The following is a 19,543-nucleotide window of genomic DNA, read 5'->3' as shown; positions in this document are numbered from 1 at the left end:
GTTGAACCGTCCCGATAGGTTTGGAGGATGACGGAATCGGGGGCGGTACTTGAGGCCGGGCAGCTGCTGGTGGGGTACGGCGGCGTGCCGGTGTGCGGCGAAGTCACCCTGGCGGTAAGGGCCGGCGAGATCCTGGGCGTGGTGGGAGTCAACGGGGCCGGCAAGTCCACCGTGGCGCAGACCCTTGCCGGGCGCCAGCCGGCGCTCTCCGGCGACGTCCGGATCCACGGCCTGCTGGCGGACCGGGACGCGGTGAACTTCCGCCGGCAGGTCGCAGCAGTGTTCGACGACGACCTCTTCTTTCCGTCCCTCAGCGTGGCCGAGCACCTGCTCCTGGTGGCCCGTGGCCATTCGCTGGCCAACGCGGAGGAATGCGTGGCCGCCGAACTGGACTTTTTTGGCCTCACTGACCGGGCCACAGCGGTTCCGGACACCCTCTCATCAGGGCAGCGGCGGCGGCTGCTGCTGGCCGCGGGGTTTATCCGGCCGGCCTCGCTGCTGATCCTCGATGAACCGGAACAGCGGCTGGACCCCGTGATGCGTGACGCCCTGGCCGGCCGGATCCGGGAGCACGCTGCCGCCGGCGGGGCTGTCCTGCTGGTGACGCACGATCCCACGCTCCTGGTCCGGACAGCCACTTCCTGCCTGGTGATCAAGGCGGAGGTGGCCACGGTCCCGGCTGACGAAGGGGCGGCATTCATTGCAGGCCTCTAAGGCTCCCGGTCTGGTCACGCCCGGGCCGGAACGCCGGCTGGCCCGGGAAGCAGTGGCCTTCACCAGGGCGCAGTCGCGAACCTACAACCGCTCCCTGACAAGCCTGGGAGATGCCTTTGCAGACATCTACACGTCCGTCCTGGCGTTCGGCTGCGCGGCCGCGATGGCGGTCTCCTTCGTGTTTGCCCTCCGGGACGGGATCGAAGGCAACGATCCCGGGCGAAGCGGCCTGGTTACGGGAAGTCCGCTGCAGCTGCCGGCCGCCGTCCTGTGGTTCCTCATGACGTACGCGGCCCTCGCGGGCATCCTCACCGTGGCCCGCCGCCTTGGTCCGGTGGCTGTCACCGGCGCGCAGGGCGCCTGGTGGCTGCCGTTGCCTGTGGACAGGGGCCCGATGGTGCTGCCCACCTTCCGGCGCCGGATCATGTGGGTGGGGCTGGGCAGCGCCGTGGGCTACCTGCCGTTCAGCCTGTTGACTGGCCTGGACCTGTCGGTTGGCGCGCATGCCGCGGCCGCGGCAACCTTCGGCGCAGCCGCCCTGACCGTCCTGGGCGCCGCCGCCATCCTGCAGCTCGGGCCGCAGGGTGCGCGTACCGGCCGCCGGGCCGGGGCTGCCGTCATTGCGCTGGTCCTTGCCCTGCTGGCCCTCCTGCCGCGGGTCGCGGGCACCGGCTGGCCGCCGGGGATGCCGGGGCTGGGAGCGGTGGCGCTGGCGGTGGCGGTGGCTGCCGCCGTCGTCGTTTTGACGGTTGCCCTCCGGCGCGCGGGAACCGTCGGCAGCACCGAACTGATCCGGGGCGGCGCCGTGTCCGGCCACGCCGGGGCGTCGGTGTTTTTCCTGGATGCAAACGAGCTGCTCCGCTCCCTTGCCGGCGAACCCCGGCCCGCGGCGGCCGGACGCGCCGCTGAGCTGTACCGGCGGCCCACGCGGGGTCCGTTGGCCGGACTGGTCAGGGCGGACATTGCCGCATTCCTCCGCTTGCAGCCAGGGTTTACCGCTCCCGGGCTGTGGCTGGCCGCCTGCCTGGCGCTGATGATTTCCGACGCCGGCCTTCCGGCGCCGATGCAGCTGGCCTTTGTGGCTGTGGCCGGGTGCGCCGTGGCCAGCGGAATGGGGACGGTGGCCCGTCGGACGGCCCTGCTGCCCGAACTGGACGCCCTCCTGCCGCTGTCCCCTGCCCAGGTCCGCGCCAGCAGGATGCTGATGCCGGCCGCCGCCCTTGCCCTGTGGATGACGGTGCTGACGGGAACGCTGGTGCTGCTGGGGGCCGGCGGGCCGTTGCTGGTGCTGATGGGCGCGCTGGCCGGCCTGGGAATGGGCGCCGGGACGGTCCGGGGCGCCACCCGGCCCGCGGCCGACTGGACCCTGCCGCCGGTGGATACGCCGATGGGCCCGGTTCCCCGGACCCAACTGGCTTCCTTGCTGCGCGGACTGGATGCCACCATCCTGTGCCTGCTGCCCACGGGCCTGGCCCTGTACCTGGGCCAGGCCTTCCCGGCACTGCTGGCGGCCCAGGCGGTGGTGAGCGGGGCGGCGGTGCTGCTCGTCCTGCTGTCCGGTCCCGCGCGGCCCGGCGCCGGGCGGTAGCTCAGACCAGGTGCGGTTCGTGCGCCGTCAGGTACTTGCGGCCGCTGTACGCCACCAGGATGGCCACGGCCATGGCCACGGCTCCGGCGAAGAACGGCACCTGCGGGCCGAAATGCTCACCCAGCTGGGCCGCCAGGAAGGGTGCCAGGGCGCCGCCCATCCAGCGGACGAAGTTGTAGCCGGCGGACGCGACGGGCCGGGGTGAGTCGGAGACGCCCATGGCCAGTTCCGTGTACACGGTGTTGTTGACGCCCAGCAGCGCGCCGGCCACGATGACCAGGACCACTACTGCGGGCACCGAGTTTCCGGCGGCCAGGCCGATGCCCACCAGGTCCAGCAGCAGCAGCGTGAGGGTGCCGGTGAGGACCTTGACGGCGCCGAACCTGTTCTGCAGGACGGGGGCCACAAACACGCTGAACACTGCAACTGCCACGCCCCAGCCAAAGAACACGCCACCGATGCCGTAGGCGTCCATGCCCAGGATGAAGGGGGTGAAGGCCAGGATGGTGAAGAAGCCGTAGTTGTAGAAGAGGCCGCTGGCGGCGGTGGTGCGCAGGCCCTTGTGGCCCAGGGCCAGGAGCGGGTCGCGGAGCCGGACCTTGGCCTGGGGCTTGGGGGTTTTGGGCAGCAGCGCCAGGAGGGCGATGAAGGCGATGGCCATCAGCACACCGGTGCCGAAGAACGGAGCCCGCCACTGCCAGCCGCCCAGCAGGGCACCCAGGAGGGGGCCGAGCGAGATGCCCAGGCCGAGGGCTGCCTCATAGAGGATGATGGCTGTTCCGGCGCCGCCGCTGGCCACGCCGACGATGACCGCCAGCGCGGTGGCTACAAAGAGGGCGTTGCCCAGGCCCCAGCCGGCGCGGAAGCCGACCAGTTCGTTGACGCTGGTGGCGGTGCCGCTGAGCGAGGCAAACACCACGATGATGCCCAGGCCGATCAGGAGGGTCCGCTTGCCGCCGATCCGTGACGACACCCAGCCGGTCACCAGCATGGCGATGGCGGTGACCAGGAAGTAGCTGGTGAACAGCAGTGATACTTCACTGGGGCTGGCGTCCAGGTTCTTGGCGATGGCGGGGAGGATGGGGTCAACCAACCCGATGCCCATAAACGCAAACACGGCGGCGATCGCGGTGGCCCACACAGCCTTGGGCTGTTTGAGGAACGATGCCTTTTCGGCCTTGAGGGTGTCTTCTGCGTCCGGCAGTGCTGCTGCCGGCTGTGCTCCTGCGAGCGTGCCCTTCATGGGAAAAATCTCCTGATTCACGGGTTTGCGTCGACTTTTGGGGTCGACGGCGGTGTGCGCGCCGGACGTGCGGGCGGCGCGTGGTGGCCGGGCATCCCGGCGGGGTGGTCAGCCTGCGGCGTTGATCTTCGCGATGACGGGCAGCGCCGCCGCCAGGGCGGCCCGGTCGTTGTCATCGAGGGATTCGAGGATGGCGGCCACGGCCGCGTTACGTTTGCGGTTGGCGGCGTCGACGGCGCTGCGCCCCGCCGGCGTGATGTCCACCAGGACGGCGCGGGAGTCGTGCGGATCCGGGCCCCGGCTGGCCAGGCCGGCTTTCTCGAGCTTGATGATCTGTTCCGTGGCGCTGGGAACCTTGACGCCGAGGTTGCGGGCAATGTCCCCCACCCGGACGCCGCCGTCGAACAGCATCTTGAGTGTGCTGATCTGGACCGAGCTGAGCTCCCCTTCCGAATCGAGCCGCCGGGCCAGGTAGACGCTCAGGCGCAGGTTTTCGCGGAAATCCTGGGCCAGGGCCAGCAACTGGGGGTCGGTGATCAGAGGGATACTCATACTTAGGTATCCTAATAGTTAGGGTGCCTAATGGTCAAGTGGCCTTGCATCAGAAGACCAGCTTCATGCCCAGGTGGCTGCCCGTGAACCCCAGCCGGGAGTAGAAGCGCTGCGCGTCGGTCCGGGACTTGTCGGTGGTCAGCTGCACCATGGTGCAGCCCCGGCGCCGGGACTCCGCAATGGCCCACCGGATCATGATCCCGCCCAGGCCGTGGCTCCGCAGCTCCGCCGCCACGCGGACAGCTTCGATCTGCGCGCGCCACGACCCCTGCCGGGAAAGGCCGGGGAGCATGCTCAGCTGGCAGGTTGCAGCCATGGTGTCGCTGCCGTCCTGGCCAAGGAACCGGCCCACCACCAGATGGTGGGCGGGGTCGGCGTCGATCGCGGTGAACGCTGCCAGGTACGGTGCGAGGTCTGCCTGGTCCTCGCGGCCGGCGCCCAGCCGGTCATCGGCGAGGAGCCGCAGGATGTCCGGAAGATCCGCGCTGGTGGCCTCACGCAGGAGGAACGTGCCGCCGGCAACATCGGTGGACAGGAGCGCTGCGGGGGGCGTCGTCATGCGCCCCACGCTACCCGTGCGCCCCGGCGTCGGGCGAGTTCAGGAGAAGTAGACCCCGATCCGGTTCCCGCCGATTTCCTCGATCCGGATGTCGATGTCGTAGACGTCGCGCAGCATGGCCTGCTGCATGATCTGCCGGGGGCTGCCCTGGTGGACCAGCCGGCCGTCCTTCATGGCCAGGATGGTGTCCGAGTAGCAGGACGCGAAGTTGATGTCGTGGACCACCAGCACCACCGTTTTGCCGAGGTCGTCGGCCAGGCGGCGGAGCAGCCGCATCATCTCCACGGAGTGCTTCATGTCCAGGTTGTTGAGCGGCTCGTCCAGCAGGAGGTAGGAGGTGTCCTGGGCCAGCACCATGGCGATAAAGGCGCGTTGGCGCTGGCCGCCGGAGAGCTCATCAACGAACTTGTCCGCCATGGGCGTCAGGTCGAGGTGGCCAATGGCTTCCTCGATCTTGGCCTTGTCCGCCACCGTGGGGCGGCCGCCGGAGTGCGGGAACCGGCCAAAAGCCACCAGGTCGCGCACGGTGAGCCGCATGGTGAGGTGGTTTTCCTGCCGCAGGATGGCCATGGTCCGTGCCAGCTCGCGGCTGTCGGTGCCGGCGACGTCCAGCCCCGCCACCGAGACGGCGCCGGATTCCAGCGGCTGCAGCCTGCTGATCAGGGCCAGCAGGGTGGATTTCCCGGCGCCGTTGGGCCCGATGATGGAGGTGATGCCGCCCTGGGGGATGGTGCAGGTGACGTCGTCCAGGACGGCCACGCCGCCGTAGCTCTTGGAGACGTTGCGGACTTCGATCATGGCCGGGCCCCGAAGCCGGAGCGGGGGGTGGGGCGGATCATTTGAGCGAGCCTTTCAGGAGCAGGTAGAGGAACAGGATGCCGCCGGTGAATTCGATGACAACGCTCAGGGCGGTGCCGAAGCCGAAGACCTTTTCCAGGACCAGCTGGCCGCCCACCAGGGCCACGGCGCCGATCAGCACGACGATGGGCAGCAGCCAGGCGTGGCTGAACCCGCGGCACAGCTGGTAGCCCAGGCTGACCACCAGCAGGCCGAAGAAGGTCACGGGTCCTACCAGCGCCGTGGAGACGGCCACCAGCAGCGAGCAACCCAGCAGCACCAGCATGGCCACCCGCCGGTGGTCCACCCCCACGTTGATGGCCACTTCGCGGCCCAGCGCCAGGACATCCAGGGTGTGCCGGGAACGCCACACGGCGGCGCAGACGGCCAGGATGATCAGCGCGGAGACTCCCAGCAGGGCGGGATCCACGTTGTTGAAGGAGGCGAAAAAGAGGTCCTGCAGGATGATGAATTCGCTGGGTTCCATCAGCCGCTGCAGCAGGGAGGAGAAGCCCCGGAACAGGCTGCCCAGGATCACGCCCACCAGCAGGAGCAGGTGCAGGGACCGGGCGGCGCCGGTGAACATCCAGCGGTACAGCAGCGCACTGAAGGCCACCATCAGCAGCACCTCGAGGCCGAACTGCAGGGTGGGCGGTGCGGCCACGACGGTGGCGGCGCCCAGCGTGAACGTCAGGGCCGTCTGGATCAGGATGTACAGCGAGTCGAAGCCCATAATGGAGGGCGTCAGGATGCGGTTGGCGGTGACGGTCTGGAACAGCAGGGTGGACACGCCCACAGCCACCGCTACCAGCAGCATGGCGGCCACCTTGATGGCGCGGCGGGGCAGGATGTAGCCCACGTTCCCCTTGAGGTCGAAGAACAGGAACAAACAGACGACGGCGGCCGCCAGGACCAGCAGCACGGCCGCCACCAGGTGCGGTTGGGCGTTGCGGATGGCGGCTTTGAGGCGGCGGCCGGCTCCGGTCCGGGCCGGACCATGCGGCACCCGGGGGCCAGCGGGCACACCGGGGCGGGCAGGGGCAGGGGCTGTTTCAGGCATTGCGCTTCTTCAGGATCAGGATGAGGAACACGATGGCGCCCACCACGGACATCACCATGCCCACCGGGACCTCGTAGGGGTAGCGGATGGTGCGGCCGATGATGTCGCAGGCCAGCACAAACGCGGCCCCCATCAGGGCGGTCCAGGGGACGGACCGGCGGAGGTTGTCACCGAAGACCAGGGAGACGATGTTGGGCACCACCAGCCCCAGGAATGGGACCGCGCCCACGGTGGTGACCACCACGGCGGAGATCAGCGAGACAATCACCAGTCCCAGCCGCATGGTGCGGGCGTAGTTGAGGCCCAGGTTGGTGGTGAAGTCCTGTCCCATGCCGGCTACGGTGAAACGGTCCGCCGCCAGGAGGCCCACCAGCATCAGGACCGCTACGATCCAGAGCAGTTCGTAGCGGCCCCGCAGCACGCCGGAGAAGTCGCCGATCATCCAGTTGCTGAGCGTCTGCAGGAGGTCGAAGCGGTAGGCGAAGAAGGTGGTGATGGCGGCGATGACGCCGCCCAGCATGATGCCCACCAGCGGAATGAGGAGCGTGTTGCGGACGGGCAGGCGGCGGAGGATGGCCAGGAAAAGCGCCGTTCCCAGCAGGGCGAACCCGCTGGCCACCAGCATCTTGACCAGCATGGGGGCGGCGGGGGCGAAGACGGTGACCACCAGGATGCCCAGGGTGGCGGCTTCAACGGTGCCCACGGTGGAGGGTTCCACAAACCGGTTCCGGGCCATGAGCTGCATGATGAGCCCGGCTACGGCCACGGCCATGCCGGCGAGGACCACGGCCAGGGTCCGCGGCACCCGGGAAATCCAGAAAACCTCGGCTGTTGCCTGGTCGCCGGACAGCAGGGCGGGGAGGGAGACGTCGCTGACGCCGATGAACATGCTGGCCACGGCCAGTGCCAGCACGCCGGCAACGGCCGCAGCCAGGCCCGCAGTCCTGCGGGCCTGGCTGGGAGTTGCCGGCGCGGCCGGGCGCACGGCGGTGACGGTCATGGCTGCGGCAAACCGGGCTGGGCTCAGGCTACGGAGCCGGCCACGGCATCAACCATGGCCTTGACGTTGTTCAGGCCGTAGCCCACGATGTACCAGCCGGCGGGGTCCAGGTTGACGATCCTGCCGTTTTTGGCGGCGTTGGTGGACCTGACCAGCTCGTTGTCCAGGATGGGGTTGGCGGTGGAACCTTCGGTGCCGATCGCGGTATCGCGGTTGATGACGTAGAGGATGTCCGGGTTGGTCGCCTTGATGTACTCGAAGGAGACGGCTTCGCCGTGGCTGCCCTCGCTCTTGACCTCCGCGGCGGTGGGCACGCCCAGGACGTCGTGGATGATGCCGAAGCGCGAGCCTGCGCCGTAGGCCGTGACTTCGCCGCCGGAGGTCAGCACGATCAGGCCCTTGCCGGCGCCGGCGGCCTTGGCCTTGGCCTTGGTTTCAGTCACGGTGGCGTCCACGGCCGCGAGCTGCTCTTCAACTGCTGCCGACTTGTCGAAGATGGCCCCCAGCTTTTCGCTCTGGGACTTGAAGCTGGCCATCGGGTCTTTGGCGTCGATGGACAGGTCGATCGTGGGGGCGATCTTGCTCAACTCGGCGTACGCGCCGGCGGTGCGGCCGGTGATGATGATGAGGTCCGGGTCGCCGGCGCTGACGGCTTCAAAATCGGGTTCCTTCAGGGAGCCGATCTTGGTGTACTTGGCGTCGGCGTACTTTTCCAGGGATGCGGGGTAGCTGGCTTCGGGGACACCGGCCGGGTCCACGCCGAGGGCATCCATGGTGTCGAGGATGCCAAGGTCAAACGTGAAGACCTTCTCCGGGTTGACCGGAACTCCTGCGGTGCTGCCCTGGGCGTGCTCCACGGTGATCGTCCTGGCTTCCCCTTCAACGGACGTTGCTGTTGCGCTCCCGCCGCATGCGGTCACGGCCAGGAGGGCCGCCCCCGTCGCAAGCGCCCCCAGGTAGCTCGACAGTCTCTTCTTCACGTCATTCTCCAGTTTCCGGTAATACGTCACAACTCTGTTGCCTAATACCGGGAAGCCTATAAGTAAGGAAAGGCTAACTTCAAAACGGAAAACGTCATGCGGTGCATATTGTGCGGCGGATCACACACAACGACGCCGGCACCCAGGTGGGTGCCGGCGTCGCGGGCAGTGGTCAAGCACCCGGCGGGCCGGGCTGCGGCTCAGGCGGGAGTACCGGCCACCTCGGCCTGGCGCTCTTCCACCAGGGTTGCCACCGCCTGGAACAGTGGGTGGCCCGGCTCCAGCCCGGTGATCCTGGCCGTGGCATCCGCGGCGCTGGCGGACGCCAGGATCTGCGCCAGTTCAGTGGCTTCGGCATCGGCGGGGTCGTTGAAGCGCAGGGCCGCCGCCATGGCCCCCAGGAGCGCCTCCGGGACGATGCCCTGTTCCGCCAGCTGCGCGGCGGGACCCACAAACCGTTCGTTCCGGCTGAGTTTGCGCAGGGGCGCCCGGCCCACCCGGTTCACGGTGTCCGGGAGGTGCGGGTTGGAGAACCGGACCAGGATCTTCTGGACGTAGGCTTCCTGCTCATCGGCGTTGAAGCCGTGCTTGGAGACCAGCAGCTGCTTGGTCTCCGCCAGCACGGCGCGTACGTCCTCGGCCACGTCCTGGTCCGCCATGGCGTCCGAGATCTTCTCCAGCCCGGCTTCAAACCCGAAATAGGCGGCCGAGGCGTGCCCCGTGTTGACGGTGAAGAGCTTCCGTTCAATGTACGGCGCGAGGTCGTCCACAAATGTGGCGCCGGGGATTTCCGGGGCGTTCCCGGCGAACGGTGTCCGGTCGATGACCCACTCGTAAAACGTCTCCACCGTGACGTCCAGGCCCTGGCCGGGTTCCTGGTTGGGGACGATCCGGTCCACGGCGGTGTTGGCGAACACCGCGCGGCCGGCCAGCGCACCCTGGCCGGCTTCCGGACTGGCACCCACTTCGGCGGCCAGGATGTCCGTGGCGTTGATGGCGTTTTCGCAGGCCATCACCTGCAGTGGCGCGAGGTCCGCGGACCTCGCCGCGAGGCCCTTGGCGATCACGGGTGCCACGAACTTCAAGATGTGGGGTCCGACGGCGGTGGTCACCACGTCTGCCGTGGCGATCTCCGCGACCAGGTCGGCTTCCTGGCTGCCGGAGTTCAGCGCCCGGAAGTTGTCCACGGAATGCACCGTGGGCTCCTCCCCCACCGCGTGGACCCGGTAGCTGGAAGCCGCTGACAGCTGGTCGATCAAACCTTCCGCAACGTCTGCAAACACCACCTCGTAGCCGGCCTCGTGGAGCAGCAGCCCCACGAAGCCGCGGCCGATATTGCCGGCGCCGAAATGTACTGACTTCACTATGAGTTGACCTTTCCGAAGAGCTCCAGGACTTCCTCCACGGTGGTGGCTTCCTCGAGGCGGGCCACCTGGGCCTTGTCCGTGAAGACCTTGGCGATGGAGGACAGGATGTGCAGGTGTTCGTTGTTGACGCCGGCCACGCCCACCACAAACTTGACCTGCTTGCCGTTCCAGTCGATGCCCTGCGGGTAGCGAATCACCGAGACGGCGGACTTGATGATGTGGTCCTTGGCGGCGTTGGTGCCGTGCGGGATGGCCAGGAAGCTGCCCATGTAGGTGGACACCGATTCCTCGCGTTCGTGCATGGCGTCAACGTAGCCCTGGTCCACGGCGCCGCGGGCCAGGAGCAGCCGGCCGGCTTCGTCGATGGCCGCGTCACGGGTGGTGGCCGATCCGGTCAGCACCACGCTTTCGCGGGCCAGGATGTCTGCGCCGGGGGCGGTTGCGGCGGGTTCCGCCGCAGCCGCCGGGGCGGGCGCTGCGGCCTCGGAGGCGTGTGCTGCCGTACCGGCGTCGGAGTTGCTTTGCCGGACCAGCTCAACGATCTCGTCGTACTTGGGGCTGTTCATGAAGTTGTCCACCGAGTAATGGGTGGCGCTGGCGGTGGCCGGCATGGCCCGTTCGGTCAGGTCCTGGTGCGTCACCACGATGTCGTAGGTGTCGCTCAGGTTGGCGATGGCCGAATTGGTGACCTTGACGTCAGGGAAGCCTGCCGCCTTGATCTTGTTCCGAAGCACCGAGGCGCCCATGGCGCTGGAGCCCATACCGGCGTCGCACGCGAAAACCACGGAGCGGACCGGACCGGCGAGCACTGCAACGTTGCCGGAACCGCCGCCCAGGTGACTGGAGACAGAGCTCTTTTTGCCCTTCATGCCCTCCATCCTGGAGGTGGCGGCGCTGAGGTCGCCCTCGCCCTTGTCCTTGGACGCCCGGAGGATGACCGCTGCCACCAGGAAGGATGCCGCGGTGGCCAGCACAACAGCGAGGGTGACGCCAATGTAGCTGTCACTGGCGGCCTGCGCGTAGACGGCGATGATGGAGCCCGGGGCCACCGGGGCCCGGAAACCAGCGCCGGTCAGGGACAGGGTGGCGATGCCGGTCATGCCGCCGGCGATGGCGGCGAGGATCAGGGCCGGCTTCATCAGGACGTACGGGAAGTAGATCTCGTGGATGCCGCCGAAGAAGTGGATGATTGCTGCGCCGGGGGCGGAGGCCTTGGCGGCGCCACGGCCGAACAGCATAAAGGCCAGCAGGATGCCCAGGCCCGGGCCGGGGTTGGCTTCGAGGAGGAACAGGATCGATTTGCCGTCCACCTGCGCCTGTTGGATGCCCAGGGGTGTCAGCACGCCATGGTTGATGGCGTTGTTCAGGAAGAGGACCTTGGCAGGTTCAATGAAGATGCTCGTCAGCGGCAGCAGGCCGTTGTTCACCAGGAACTCCACCACCTTGCCGGCCGCGTCCGTGAAGGCCGCAACCAGGGGGGAGATGGCGAAGAACCCGATCAGGGCCAGGATGGCGCCCCAGATGCCGGCGGAGAAGTTGTTGACCAGCATCTCGAAGCCGGGCCGGATCTTGCCATCCCACAACGCATCGAGCTTTTTCATGGTCCAGCCGCCCAGGGGCCCCATGATCATGGCGCCGATGAACATGGGGATGCCGGCGCCCACAATGACGCCCATGGTGCCGATGGCCCCCACCACGCCGCCGCGGACATCGTGGACCATGCGGCCGCCGGTGTAGCCGATCAGGAGGGGCAGCAGGTAGGTGATCATGGGCCCGACGATGCCCACGTTGGGATCGCCGTCGGCGTTGGTTCCGAAACCGCCCAGTTCGGGGATCGGGATGTAGCCCTTTTCAATGAACAGGGCCGTGATGAGGCCCCAGGCGATGAACGCGCCGATGTTGGGCATGATCATGCCGGACAGGAAGGTCCCGAACTTTTGGACGTGGACCCGCGCGCTGGTGCGTGGTTTTGCAACTGTCTCTGTTGCCATGTGATTTCCTAACCGTCATTCCTGCTGCTCCGCAGGATGGTCCGATGATTTCCGACGACGTGCTGCTGATGGAACGGGTGCGCCTGCCGTGCCGCGGCTAGGCCGGGCTGGCTGAGATGCGGTGAAGCCATTCGAGGAACAGCTTGAGTTCCGAGCTGGAAAGCTGGTCCGAGTGCGAGGCCTGAAGCGCGGCATTCAGGGCTATCGCTGCCACCACCACCGAGGATCTCCCGGAATCCCCCGCTGCCGAGCCGCTGGCAGGCTCGGCGGACACCGCAAAGATCATGGCATCCCGGGTCATGGTGGACAGTTCGAGGTTGCGTTCGGTGGCGGGCTCCGCAATCAGCATGAGCGTCACACCCACGTTGGCCGCCAGGATGGACCTGGCCGCCTCCCGGGGCTGGACGTTCAGCTGGCCCGCCGCCGCTGCCTTGTTCAGCATCTCCTCCATCAGCGCCTCGGCATCGGCGACGATGGCGGGGCGGTTTTCCGGGCGGATGTTGCCGAACATCACCAGGTACAGTTCCGGCTGGTTAAGGCCAAACTGGACATGGTTGTCCCACATTCTCCGGATGTCCTCAAGAGGCTTTCCGGAGGGGGCAAAATCCCTTTCACCCGCGACGTACTCTTCAAACCCTGCGGCGACAACGGCGTCGAACAGACCTTCCTTGTCACCGAAGTGGTGGTAAAGCGTGGGCGCCGTGACCCCTGCCAGCTGCGTGATCTGGCGGGTGGAAACGGGCGCGCCGGCAGACTTGGCCAACAGCTCCGCGGCAGCACGGAGCAGCCGCATTTTCGGGGGAAGCTGGCCATCCAAACTCATAACCGCTACCCTAGCACCTATAGCATCGCTATATGAACTGAATCACATACAATTTTTTCAGGCACGTTTTCCACCTCCGGACGTAGCAGTCCGCAGGCGGCACCGGCAGGGCGCCGGAGATCTTGACGGGCCTGGCTACCGGCAGAGAATAGGACCTTCAGTGCAGAACTTCCCAGGAGTAGGCGTCAGCCCCGGCCGCATCATCGGCACCATCCGCCAGATGCCCAAACCGATCAGCGAACCGCCCGCGGGGGAACAGCTGGCCGAAGGAACCACGGCGGAGGAAGCCACTGCAGCGCTGAAAGCAGCCTCGCAGTCGGTCCACGACGAGCTTAAGGCCCGGGCAGCCCACGCCATCGGGGACGGCAAGGCCGTCCTGGAAGCCACGGCACTGATGGCCAAGGACACCATGTTGATCAAGGGTGCAGCCAAGTTGGTGGCCAGGGGCATCTCCAGCGAGCGGGCCATCTGGGAATCCGGCTCCTCGGTCTCGGAGATGCTCCACAACCTGGGCGGCTACATGGCGGAGCGCGCCACGGACGTCCTGGATGTCCGGGCCCGGATTGTGGCCGAGCTCCGCGGCGTCCCGGCACCCGGCATCCCCACGTCCGCCACGCCGTTTGTGCTGGTGGCCGAGGACCTGGCGCCCGCTGACACCGCAACCCTGGACCCCAACAAGGTCCTGGCCCTGGTGACTGCCGGCGGCGGTCCGCAGTCCCACACGGCCATCATTGCGCGCTCCCTTGGCCTGCCGGCCGTTGTGGCCGCCGTGGGCGTGGATGAACTCCAGGATGGCACCGAGGTCTACGTGGATGGCGCCGCCGGTACCATCACGGCCGCTCCCGATGATTCGCTGCGCGAGGCTGCCACGGCCTGGGCGGCCACGGCGTCCCTGCTGGCTGAATTCAGCGGCACGGGCATCACCGCGGACGGGCACCTGGTGCCCCTGCTGGCGAATGTTGGCGGCGGCAAGGACGCTGAGGCGGCGGCCAAGCTGGGCGCGCAGGGTGTTGGCCTGTTCCGCACCGAGTTCTGCTTCCTGGAACGGGACTCCGAGCCGTCCGTTGAGGAGCAGGCCGCGGCCTACAAGAGCGTTTTCGACGCTTTCCCGGGCAAAAAGGTGGTCCTGCGGACGCTGGATGCCGGCGCCGACAAGCCGCTGCCGTTCCTGACCGACTCCACCGAGCCCAACCCGGCCCTGGGCGTCCGCGGGTACCGCACCGACTTCACCACACCCGGGGTCCTGGACCGGCAGCTCGAAGCCATTGCCCTGGCCGAAAAGCAGTCCGAGGCGGACGTGTGGGTTATGGCCCCGATGATTTCGACGGCGGAGGAAGCGGCCCGGTTCGCTTCCATGTGCTCCGACGCAGGCATCAAAACGCCCGGCGTCATGGTGGAGGTCCCCTCCGCCGCCCTGACCGCTGAGGCGATCCTGCGCGAGGTGGGCTTCGCCAGCCTGGGCACCAACGACCTCACCCAGTACGCCATGGCAGCGGACCGGCAGCTCGGGCCGCTGGCCAACCTCAACACCCCCTGGCAGCCCGCCGTCCTGCGGCTGGTGGGACTCACGGTTGAAGGCTCCCGGGCCGAGGGAAACGCCAAGCCTGTTGGCGTCTGCGGCGAGGCCGCTGCCGACCCGGCCCTCGCCGTCGTCCTCACCGGACTCGGCGTGACCACCCTGTCCATGACGGCCCGTTCGCTGGCCGCTGTTGCGGCAGTGCTCAAGACCGTGACCCTGGCCGAAGCGCAGGAACTTGCCAAGCTGGCTCTGTCGGCGCCGAGCGCCACCGAGGCGCGGAACTGGGTCCGGGAGAAGCTGCCGGTCCTGGCTGAGCTGGGCCTCTAAGCCACCGGGTGCTGCGGGTCAGGCGGTAACGCCGAAGCCGTCCGGGGCCCGCACCCAGCTGCTGATGGCTGCCGCGGCCACGCCGGCCGCCGTGTGCTGGAAGACGTGCCCCTGCCCGGCGACTTCGGCCACGGCGCCGTTCCGTGCCGCCGCAGCCAGCCGCCGGCACCACGGCAGCCGGGCCACCGGATCCCTGGCGCCGCGGAGCACCAGGACCGGCTGGGCCACGCCGGCCAGCCGGTCCTCCATCGCATAGGCCATCATGACCGGCAGCTCGGTGAGGTACCAGCGTGGCCCGGCCCGGAAGTAATCGGTGAACACGATGCTGTTGGCGCCGGGGGATTCACTGAACATGGCGTCCCTGGTCAGCGCGGCGGCCTGCCGGGGCACACTCCGCCGGGCCGCGTCCACCACCGGCCCCATCAGCACCACCGCCGTAACGCGGTCGGGTGCCTGCAGCGCCACCTCAACGGCGAACTGGCTGCCCATGGAATGGCCCACCACCACAAAGGTGCCGGGCCTTTCGGCGGCCATGGCTCCGAGCACAAAAGCGGCGTAGTCCGCCGCCTGCAGCTGCCGCGGCGGCCGTGGAGTCCCGCCGAAGCCCGGCAGGTCGAACGAGTAGACGTCCGCGTCCCGGGCCAGTTCGCGGTGCAGCCGGGACAGATACCGGTGCGAAACCCCAATACCGTGCAGCAACACGTAGGCAGGCCTTTGCCCACCGCCGGCCTGCGGGCCGGCCGTTGCGTACAGGGTGCCGTGCAGTCCGCCGGATTCCACGGCCCGGCCGCCACTTAACGTCATCGGCCGAGCATACCGCCGGGCCCGGAAGGACGCCGGTAGGCTGATCCCATGGCACTGATAGCTCCCAGGATGACCGGCGCCCTGCCCCGTGACGATGCCGAGCGCCTGGCCCGCGCGCTGGAGGGAAGCGAGGACATCACCGTCTTTGTGGACGGCACAGTCCATCGGCTTCCGCCAGTGGCGGCCGACGCGGTAGTGGACCTGCTCCGGCGTTTTGGCAGGAGCGAGGCGGTGACTGTCAGCAGCGTCGAGGAGATGCTCACTACCTCCAAGGCGGCCGAACTTGCCGGCATCTCACACACGTACCTGCGGAACATGACGGACCGCGGCGAGATTCCGGTGGAGTACCGCGGCACCCACCGCAGGATCCCGCTGGCGGCGATCCTGGCCTGGGTGGACCAGCAGAAGCGGGATGCCGCCGCGGGCCCGGCCGCCTAGATCCGGGGCCGGCCCGCCCAGCGCCGCATCTTCAGCGCCGCCGAGAGTTCCAGCCGGGGCATCCCCTTGAGCGGATCAACACCCAGCAGCCGGCGGATCCGGCCCAGCCGGTTGTAGATGCTGCTGCGGTGCAGGTGCAGCCTGGCCGCCACGTCCTGCACGGAGCCGTCGTTGTCATAAAGCAGCTCCAGCACCGGGATCAATTCGCCGTTACGGTCGTGGTCCTCAAGCATCCGGAAGTACACGGAACCGGAGTCCGCCCAGGCGCCCACACCACCGCCGGCGGAGGCCAGGAGCTGGTACACCCCGGTGGAGCGGCAGTCCACCAGTTCCCCCAGCTGCGGATCAACCGCAGCGGCCTGCGCCGCCAGCCGCGACTGGCGGTAGGCCTCGGCCAGCCCCCGGGTCCTGCCGAAGCCCTCGCTGATGCCTAAGATGATGCGGTGGACCGGCCGGCCCGAACGCTTGGCCAGCTCCAGCTGGTAGTGCACCAGCACCTGCGCATGGTTGGCCCGGCCCGTTGACTCGCGGAACAGCAGCACCGAATGCGTCTCGGTGCCGGCGCTGAACAGCGCGGCGTCCACCCCCACTGTTGCCTGCAGTGCTGTGGAGCGGTGGATCAGGGTGGAGGCCAAAGAATCCGGACCGCCGGCCCAGCCGTCAGCGTCCAGGACGGTCACCACCTGCCAGGGTCCGCGGCCCTGGACTTCCTTCCAGCCCGCCACGGCAGCGACGGCGTTGGGCTCCCCCGCGCAGGCAGCCAGGAATTCGCGTTCCCGGCCGCGGCGGAATTCCGATTCGGCGGTGTTGGATTCGAGCAGCAGCCCGGACAGCGACTCCAGCTCATGGTTGACGGCCGGCAACTGGGTGAGGATCGCCGTCGGGCTTTCCTCCACTGAGTCCTGCTGGACCCAGAGGTACCCCACCCGGAAGCCGCGGACCATCAGCGGGACGCAGATGCGGCCCAGCATGCCCAGCGCGCGGTTGGCAGGGACCACCACCGGACGCACCGCGGTGGCGATGCCGTGGGAGAGCTGCCAGGCGCTGACGTCCGCCGGCACTTTTTTGCTGAGCAGGAAGTTGACCCGGACACGGTCGGCGTGGGACTGGTTGGAGCTGTAGGCGAGCAGCAAACCGTCGAGGTCCTCCAGGGAGAGGCCGCGGCCCAGTTTCTGCGCCACCTGTTCCACGAGCTGTTCCACACCCTGCTGCTGCATGGGCCCACAGTACTGCCTGCCGGGCCGCCGCAACGAACGGACATGAGGCGACACTTGCCGCCCCGGACCTCGACATGTGTCGAGCACAGGCCATCGAAAGTCCCGGAATGGCGGGGAACCATGGCATCGGGCACTGATGGTCAATGTCGGCTGGCTCACAACCGGATTTATCGTGGAAGTACATCAAATATCAGTACTTTCCGGCGAATCCCGCCGAGAACCTGGAGCTTCCCGTGATCATCGGCGTCCCCAAAGAAATCAAGAACAACGAGTTCCGCGTAGCCATTACGGCCGCCGGTGTCCACGAATTCCAAAGCCACGGCCACACCGTCCTGGTGGAGCGCGGCGCGGGCCTCGGTTCCGGGATCACCGACGAGGAATACGCCATTGCGGGCGCCGAGATCGTCACCGACGCGGATGATGTGTGGGGCCGTGCGGACATGGTCATGAAGGTCAAGGAACCCATCGCCGCGGAGTACCACCGGTTCCGTAAGGGCCTGGTGCTTTTCACCTATCTGCACCTCGCCGCGGAGCCGGAACTGACCCGCGAACTGATCAATGCCGGCGTCACCGCCATCGCGTACGAAACCGTCCAGGACGGCCGGGCCCTGCCGCTGCTGGCCCCGATGTCCGAGGTCGCAGGCCGGCTCTCCGTCCAGGTGGGCGCCGCGTCCCTGATGGCACCCGCCGGCGGCAAGGGCGTCCTCCTGGGCGGCGTCCCGGGCGTCCGCCCCGCCAAGGTTGTGGTCCTCGGCGCCGGCGTCGCGGGCACCAACGCCGCCGCCATGGCCCTGGGCCTGGGTGCAGACGTCACCATCATGGACATCAACATCAACCGCCTGCGCGAACTGGACGCCCAGTACCAGGGCCGGCTCAAGACCGTGGCGTCGAACAAGTACGAAATCGAGAAGTCCGTCATCGACGCGGACCTGGTGATCGGCTCCGTGCTGATCCCCGGCGCCAAGGCACCCAAGCTTGTCACCAACGACCTCGTGGCCCGCATGAAGCCGGGCTCCGTCCTGGTGGACATCGCGGTGGACCAGGGCGGCTGCTTCGAAGATACCCGCCCCACCACGCACCAGGAACCCACGTACCGGGTCCACAACACCATCTTCTACTGCGTGGCCAACATGCCCGGCGCGGTCCCCAACACGTCCACCTACGCCCTGACCAACGTCACGCTCCGGTACGCCGTGTCGCTGGCCAACCTGGGCGTCAAGGCCGCGTTTGACCGTGACCCCGCCCTCGCTGCAGGCCTGAACATCGCTGCAGGCCACGTGGCACACCACTCCGTGTCCGAGGCCCACGGCCTGCCGCTTACGGCTGATTGGCACGAACTGGTTTCCGCCTAGCCTGCCGAACCGGCCAGCTCCCTGGCCGCTTCAATAATTTTCAAGGTTTCGACGGCGTCTTCCGGGTCCACCGGCAAAGGCGCCGTCGAAGCTGTGCCACCGCCGGCCAGCCGGTCCGCGAGGAGCCGGTAGAACTCGGGGTACGCACCCCGTTCGGTGGGCAGCGCGGCCAGGTGTCCGTCCCGGCCCAGCAGCCCGGCCCACTCCGGGGCTTCCACGCCGTATCCGGCGTCCAGTGGGCTGCCGCCTGCGGCGATATATGGTTCCTGCGGGTCCACGCCGTGTTTGGTGAAGCCACCCACCGAGCCCAGGATCCGGAACCGCGGGCCCTGCTGGGCGCAGAGCATGTTCATGCTGAGGTGGCTGGTCACTCCCGAGCGGTGCCGGAGTACCAGGAAAGCGTCGTCGTCGACGCGCTCGTCCGAACGGCGCGCCAGCAGCTCGGCGTGGACCACCCTGGCCGGGCCGAAGAGTACCAGCGCCTGGTCGATCAGGTGGCTGCCAAGGTCAAAGAGCGTGCCGCCGCCATCCACCGCCGTGGCAGTGGCCTTCCAGGCCTTCGAAATGACGGGCTGCCACCGTTCGAAACGGGATTCGAAGCGGGTCACGGGACCCAGCGCCTCGGCTGCCAGGAGCTTCCGGACGGTCAGGAAGTCACCGTCCCAGCGCCGGTTCTGGAAGACCGTAAGGACCCGGCCCAGGCTGCGTGCCAGGTCCACCAGCTCCCGGCCTTCCGCGCTGGTGACCGCGAAAGGCTTATCCACCACCACGTCGAGCCCGGCCTCCAGCGCGGCCTTCGCGAGCGGGAAATGGGTGGCCGGCGGGGTGGCCAGGACCACCAGGTCCAGGTGGGCCGCACGCTCAAGGACCGCGCCGCCGTCGGCCACCACCTCCGCGGCCTGGAGCTGCCGCGCCGCAGCCTGCCGCTCCGGATCGGACGTGGCCACCACGGCCAGGGCGTACCTGGGGTCTGCGGCGATCAGCGGGGCGTGGAAAACGCTCCCGGAGAGGCCGTAGCCCACAATGGCAGTGCGGATGGGGCGGTCTTCGGGGATGCCGGTCATGGCCTCCACGCTACTCCCCCACGTTCCGGGCTTAAACGCAGACGCTCCCCCACTTCCAGCCCGTAAAGGCTGCGAGGTGGGGGAGCGTCGCGGAAAAACCCGGATCAG

18 protein-coding genes are annotated in these 19,543 nt (G+C 68.2%); 5 read left to right on the top strand and 13 right to left on the bottom strand.

What is annotated here, in order from left to right; translation table 11 throughout:
* Positions 1–27 precede the first annotated feature (27 nt).
* Both QRN07_RS14210 and QRN07_RS14205 read left to right on the top strand, forming a co-directional pair.
* On the top strand, positions 28–714 hold the full coding sequence (locus QRN07_RS14210) for an ABC transporter ATP-binding protein (protein ID WP_285241349.1): 687 nt from the start codon (positions 28–30) through the stop codon (positions 712–714).
* Positions 701–2,302, top strand: a complete 1,602-nt coding sequence (locus tag QRN07_RS14205) for a DUF6297 family protein (protein ID WP_285241348.1) — start codon at positions 701–703, stop codon at positions 2,300–2,302. Before QRN07_RS14210 ends, QRN07_RS14205 begins: the two co-directional genes overlap by 14 nt.
* A 1-nt stretch (position 2,303) precedes the next feature.
* Here QRN07_RS14205 and QRN07_RS14200 read toward each other — a convergent pair whose 3' ends face one another.
* From QRN07_RS14200 to QRN07_RS14155, 10 genes are all read right to left on the bottom strand, one after another.
* The gene (locus QRN07_RS14200; RefSeq protein ID WP_050683592.1) at positions 2,304–3,545 is read right to left on the bottom strand and encodes an MFS transporter; all 1,242 of its coding nucleotides are present in this window, start codon (positions 3,543–3,545) and stop codon (positions 2,304–2,306) included.
* Between the two features lie 108 nt (positions 3,546–3,653).
* Positions 3,654–4,097 (bottom strand): MarR family winged helix-turn-helix transcriptional regulator, encoded by a 444-nt coding sequence (locus QRN07_RS14195; RefSeq protein WP_200933647.1) that lies wholly within the window; start codon positions 4,095–4,097, stop codon positions 3,654–3,656.
* A gap of 49 nt (positions 4,098–4,146) precedes the next feature.
* Entirely contained in the window at positions 4,147–4,656 is a 510-nt protein-coding gene (locus tag QRN07_RS14190) for a GNAT family N-acetyltransferase (protein ID WP_285241347.1), read from the bottom strand.
* Positions 4,657–4,695: 39 nt separating this feature from the next.
* On the bottom strand, positions 4,696–5,454 hold the full coding sequence (locus QRN07_RS14185; protein ID WP_285241346.1) for an iron ABC transporter ATP-binding protein: 759 nt from the start codon (positions 5,452–5,454) through the stop codon (positions 4,696–4,698).
* 37 nt (positions 5,455–5,491) lie between these two features.
* Positions 5,492–6,553, bottom strand: a complete 1,062-nt coding sequence (locus tag QRN07_RS14180; protein WP_285241345.1) for an iron chelate uptake ABC transporter family permease subunit — start codon at positions 6,551–6,553, stop codon at positions 5,492–5,494.
* The gene (locus QRN07_RS14175; RefSeq protein ID WP_285241344.1) at positions 6,546–7,553 is read right to left on the bottom strand and encodes an ABC transporter permease; all 1,008 of its coding nucleotides are present in this window, start codon (positions 7,551–7,553) and stop codon (positions 6,546–6,548) included. Before QRN07_RS14175 ends, QRN07_RS14180 begins: the two co-directional genes overlap by 8 nt.
* A 23-nt stretch (positions 7,554–7,576) precedes the next feature.
* On the bottom strand, positions 7,577–8,533 hold the full coding sequence (locus QRN07_RS14170; protein ID WP_285241343.1) for a siderophore ABC transporter substrate-binding protein: 957 nt from the start codon (positions 8,531–8,533) through the stop codon (positions 7,577–7,579).
* A 200-nt stretch (positions 8,534–8,733) separates the two neighbouring features.
* Positions 8,734–9,897 (bottom strand): mannitol-1-phosphate 5-dehydrogenase, encoded by a 1,164-nt coding sequence (locus QRN07_RS14165; RefSeq protein ID WP_050683597.1) that lies wholly within the window; start codon positions 9,895–9,897, stop codon positions 8,734–8,736.
* A complete protein-coding gene (locus tag QRN07_RS14160) occupies positions 9,897–11,891 on the bottom strand; it encodes a PTS mannitol transporter subunit IICBA (protein ID WP_050683598.1) in 1,995 nt (664 codons plus the stop codon). Before QRN07_RS14160 ends, QRN07_RS14165 begins: the two co-directional genes overlap by 1 nt.
* Before the next feature lie 97 nt (positions 11,892–11,988).
* The gene (locus QRN07_RS14155) at positions 11,989–12,714 is read right to left on the bottom strand and encodes a TetR/AcrR family transcriptional regulator (RefSeq protein WP_050683599.1); all 726 of its coding nucleotides are present in this window, start codon (positions 12,712–12,714) and stop codon (positions 11,989–11,991) included.
* A gap of 160 nt (positions 12,715–12,874) precedes the next feature.
* Between QRN07_RS14155 and ptsP the strand changes: the two genes are divergently transcribed.
* The gene (gene ptsP / locus QRN07_RS14150) at positions 12,875–14,560 is read left to right on the top strand and encodes a phosphoenolpyruvate--protein phosphotransferase (RefSeq protein ID WP_050683600.1); all 1,686 of its coding nucleotides are present in this window, start codon (positions 12,875–12,877) and stop codon (positions 14,558–14,560) included.
* Between the two features lie 18 nt (positions 14,561–14,578).
* Here the strand turns inward: ptsP and QRN07_RS14145 are convergent, their stop codons facing one another.
* Positions 14,579–15,364 carry an alpha/beta fold hydrolase gene (locus QRN07_RS14145; RefSeq protein WP_285241342.1) on the bottom strand — a complete coding sequence of 262 codons (786 nt, stop codon included), beginning with the start codon at positions 15,362–15,364 and terminating at the stop codon, positions 14,579–14,581.
* Positions 15,365–15,412: 48 nt separating this feature from the next.
* Here QRN07_RS14145 and QRN07_RS14140 point away from each other — a divergent pair, with 48 nt between their 5' ends.
* Positions 15,413–15,802, top strand: a complete 390-nt coding sequence (locus QRN07_RS14140) for a helix-turn-helix domain-containing protein (protein ID WP_285241341.1) — start codon at positions 15,413–15,415, stop codon at positions 15,800–15,802.
* Here the strand turns inward: QRN07_RS14140 and QRN07_RS14135 are convergent.
* Positions 15,799–17,019, bottom strand: a complete 1,221-nt coding sequence (locus QRN07_RS14135) for a PucR family transcriptional regulator (protein ID WP_050683603.1) — start codon at positions 17,017–17,019, stop codon at positions 15,799–15,801. The genes QRN07_RS14140 and QRN07_RS14135 overlap by 4 nt on opposite strands.
* A gap of 233 nt (positions 17,020–17,252) precedes the next feature.
* Between QRN07_RS14135 and ald the strand changes: the two genes are divergently transcribed.
* Complete coding sequence (ald, locus tag QRN07_RS14130; RefSeq protein WP_050683604.1) at positions 17,253–18,371, top strand: alanine dehydrogenase; 1,119 nt, start codon at positions 17,253–17,255, stop codon at positions 18,369–18,371.
* Here ald and QRN07_RS14125 read toward each other — a convergent pair.
* Positions 18,368–19,435, bottom strand: a complete 1,068-nt coding sequence (locus QRN07_RS14125) for a Gfo/Idh/MocA family protein (RefSeq protein WP_285241340.1) — start codon at positions 19,433–19,435, stop codon at positions 18,368–18,370. The two genes, ald and QRN07_RS14125, sit on opposite strands and share 4 nt — an antisense overlap.
* Positions 19,436–19,543: the final 108 nt, after the last annotated feature.

Source organism: Pseudarthrobacter sp. MEB009, assembly GCF_030208875.1.
GTDB lineage: Bacteria > Actinomycetota > Actinomycetes > Actinomycetales > Micrococcaceae > Arthrobacter.
This window is presented reverse-complemented; position numbering and strand designations above follow the sequence as displayed.

What these genes read in the sequence shown, in the direction of transcription:
- QRN07_RS14125 (WP_285241340.1), bottom strand. Translation starts at nt 19,435, where the DNA reads ATGACCGGCATCCCCGAAGACCGCCCCATCCGCACTGCCATTGTGGGC.
- QRN07_RS14200 (WP_050683592.1), bottom strand. Translation starts at nt 3,545, where the DNA reads ATGAAGGGCACGCTCGCAGGAGCACAGCCGGCAGCAGCACTGCCGGAC.
- QRN07_RS14210 (WP_285241349.1), top strand. Translation starts at nt 28, where the DNA reads ATGACGGAATCGGGGGCGGTACTTGAGGCCGGGCAGCTGCTGGTGGGG.
- QRN07_RS14185 (WP_285241346.1), bottom strand. Translation starts at nt 5,454, where the DNA reads ATGATCGAAGTCCGCAACGTCTCCAAGAGCTACGGCGGCGTGGCCGTC.
- QRN07_RS14140 (WP_285241341.1), top strand. Translation starts at nt 15,413, where the DNA reads ATGGCACTGATAGCTCCCAGGATGACCGGCGCCCTGCCCCGTGACGAT.
- QRN07_RS14145 (WP_285241342.1), bottom strand. Translation starts at nt 15,364, where the DNA reads ATGACGTTAAGTGGCGGCCGGGCCGTGGAATCCGGCGGACTGCACGGC.
- QRN07_RS14195 (WP_200933647.1), bottom strand. Translation starts at nt 4,097, where the DNA reads ATGAGTATCCCTCTGATCACCGACCCCCAGTTGCTGGCCCTGGCCCAG.
- QRN07_RS14190 (WP_285241347.1), bottom strand. Translation starts at nt 4,656, where the DNA reads ATGACGACGCCCCCCGCAGCGCTCCTGTCCACCGATGTTGCCGGCGGC.
- QRN07_RS14175 (WP_285241344.1), bottom strand. Translation starts at nt 7,553, where the DNA reads ATGACCGTCACCGCCGTGCGCCCGGCCGCGCCGGCAACTCCCAGCCAG.
- QRN07_RS14180 (WP_285241345.1), bottom strand. Translation starts at nt 6,553, where the DNA reads ATGCCTGAAACAGCCCCTGCCCCTGCCCGCCCCGGTGTGCCCGCTGGC.
- QRN07_RS14135 (WP_050683603.1), bottom strand. Translation starts at nt 17,019, where the DNA reads ATGCAGCAGCAGGGTGTGGAACAGCTCGTGGAACAGGTGGCGCAGAAA.
- QRN07_RS14160 (WP_050683598.1), bottom strand. Translation starts at nt 11,891, where the DNA reads ATGGCAACAGAGACAGTTGCAAAACCACGCACCAGCGCGCGGGTCCAC.
- QRN07_RS14155 (WP_050683599.1), bottom strand. Translation starts at nt 12,714, where the DNA reads ATGAGTTTGGATGGCCAGCTTCCCCCGAAAATGCGGCTGCTCCGTGCT.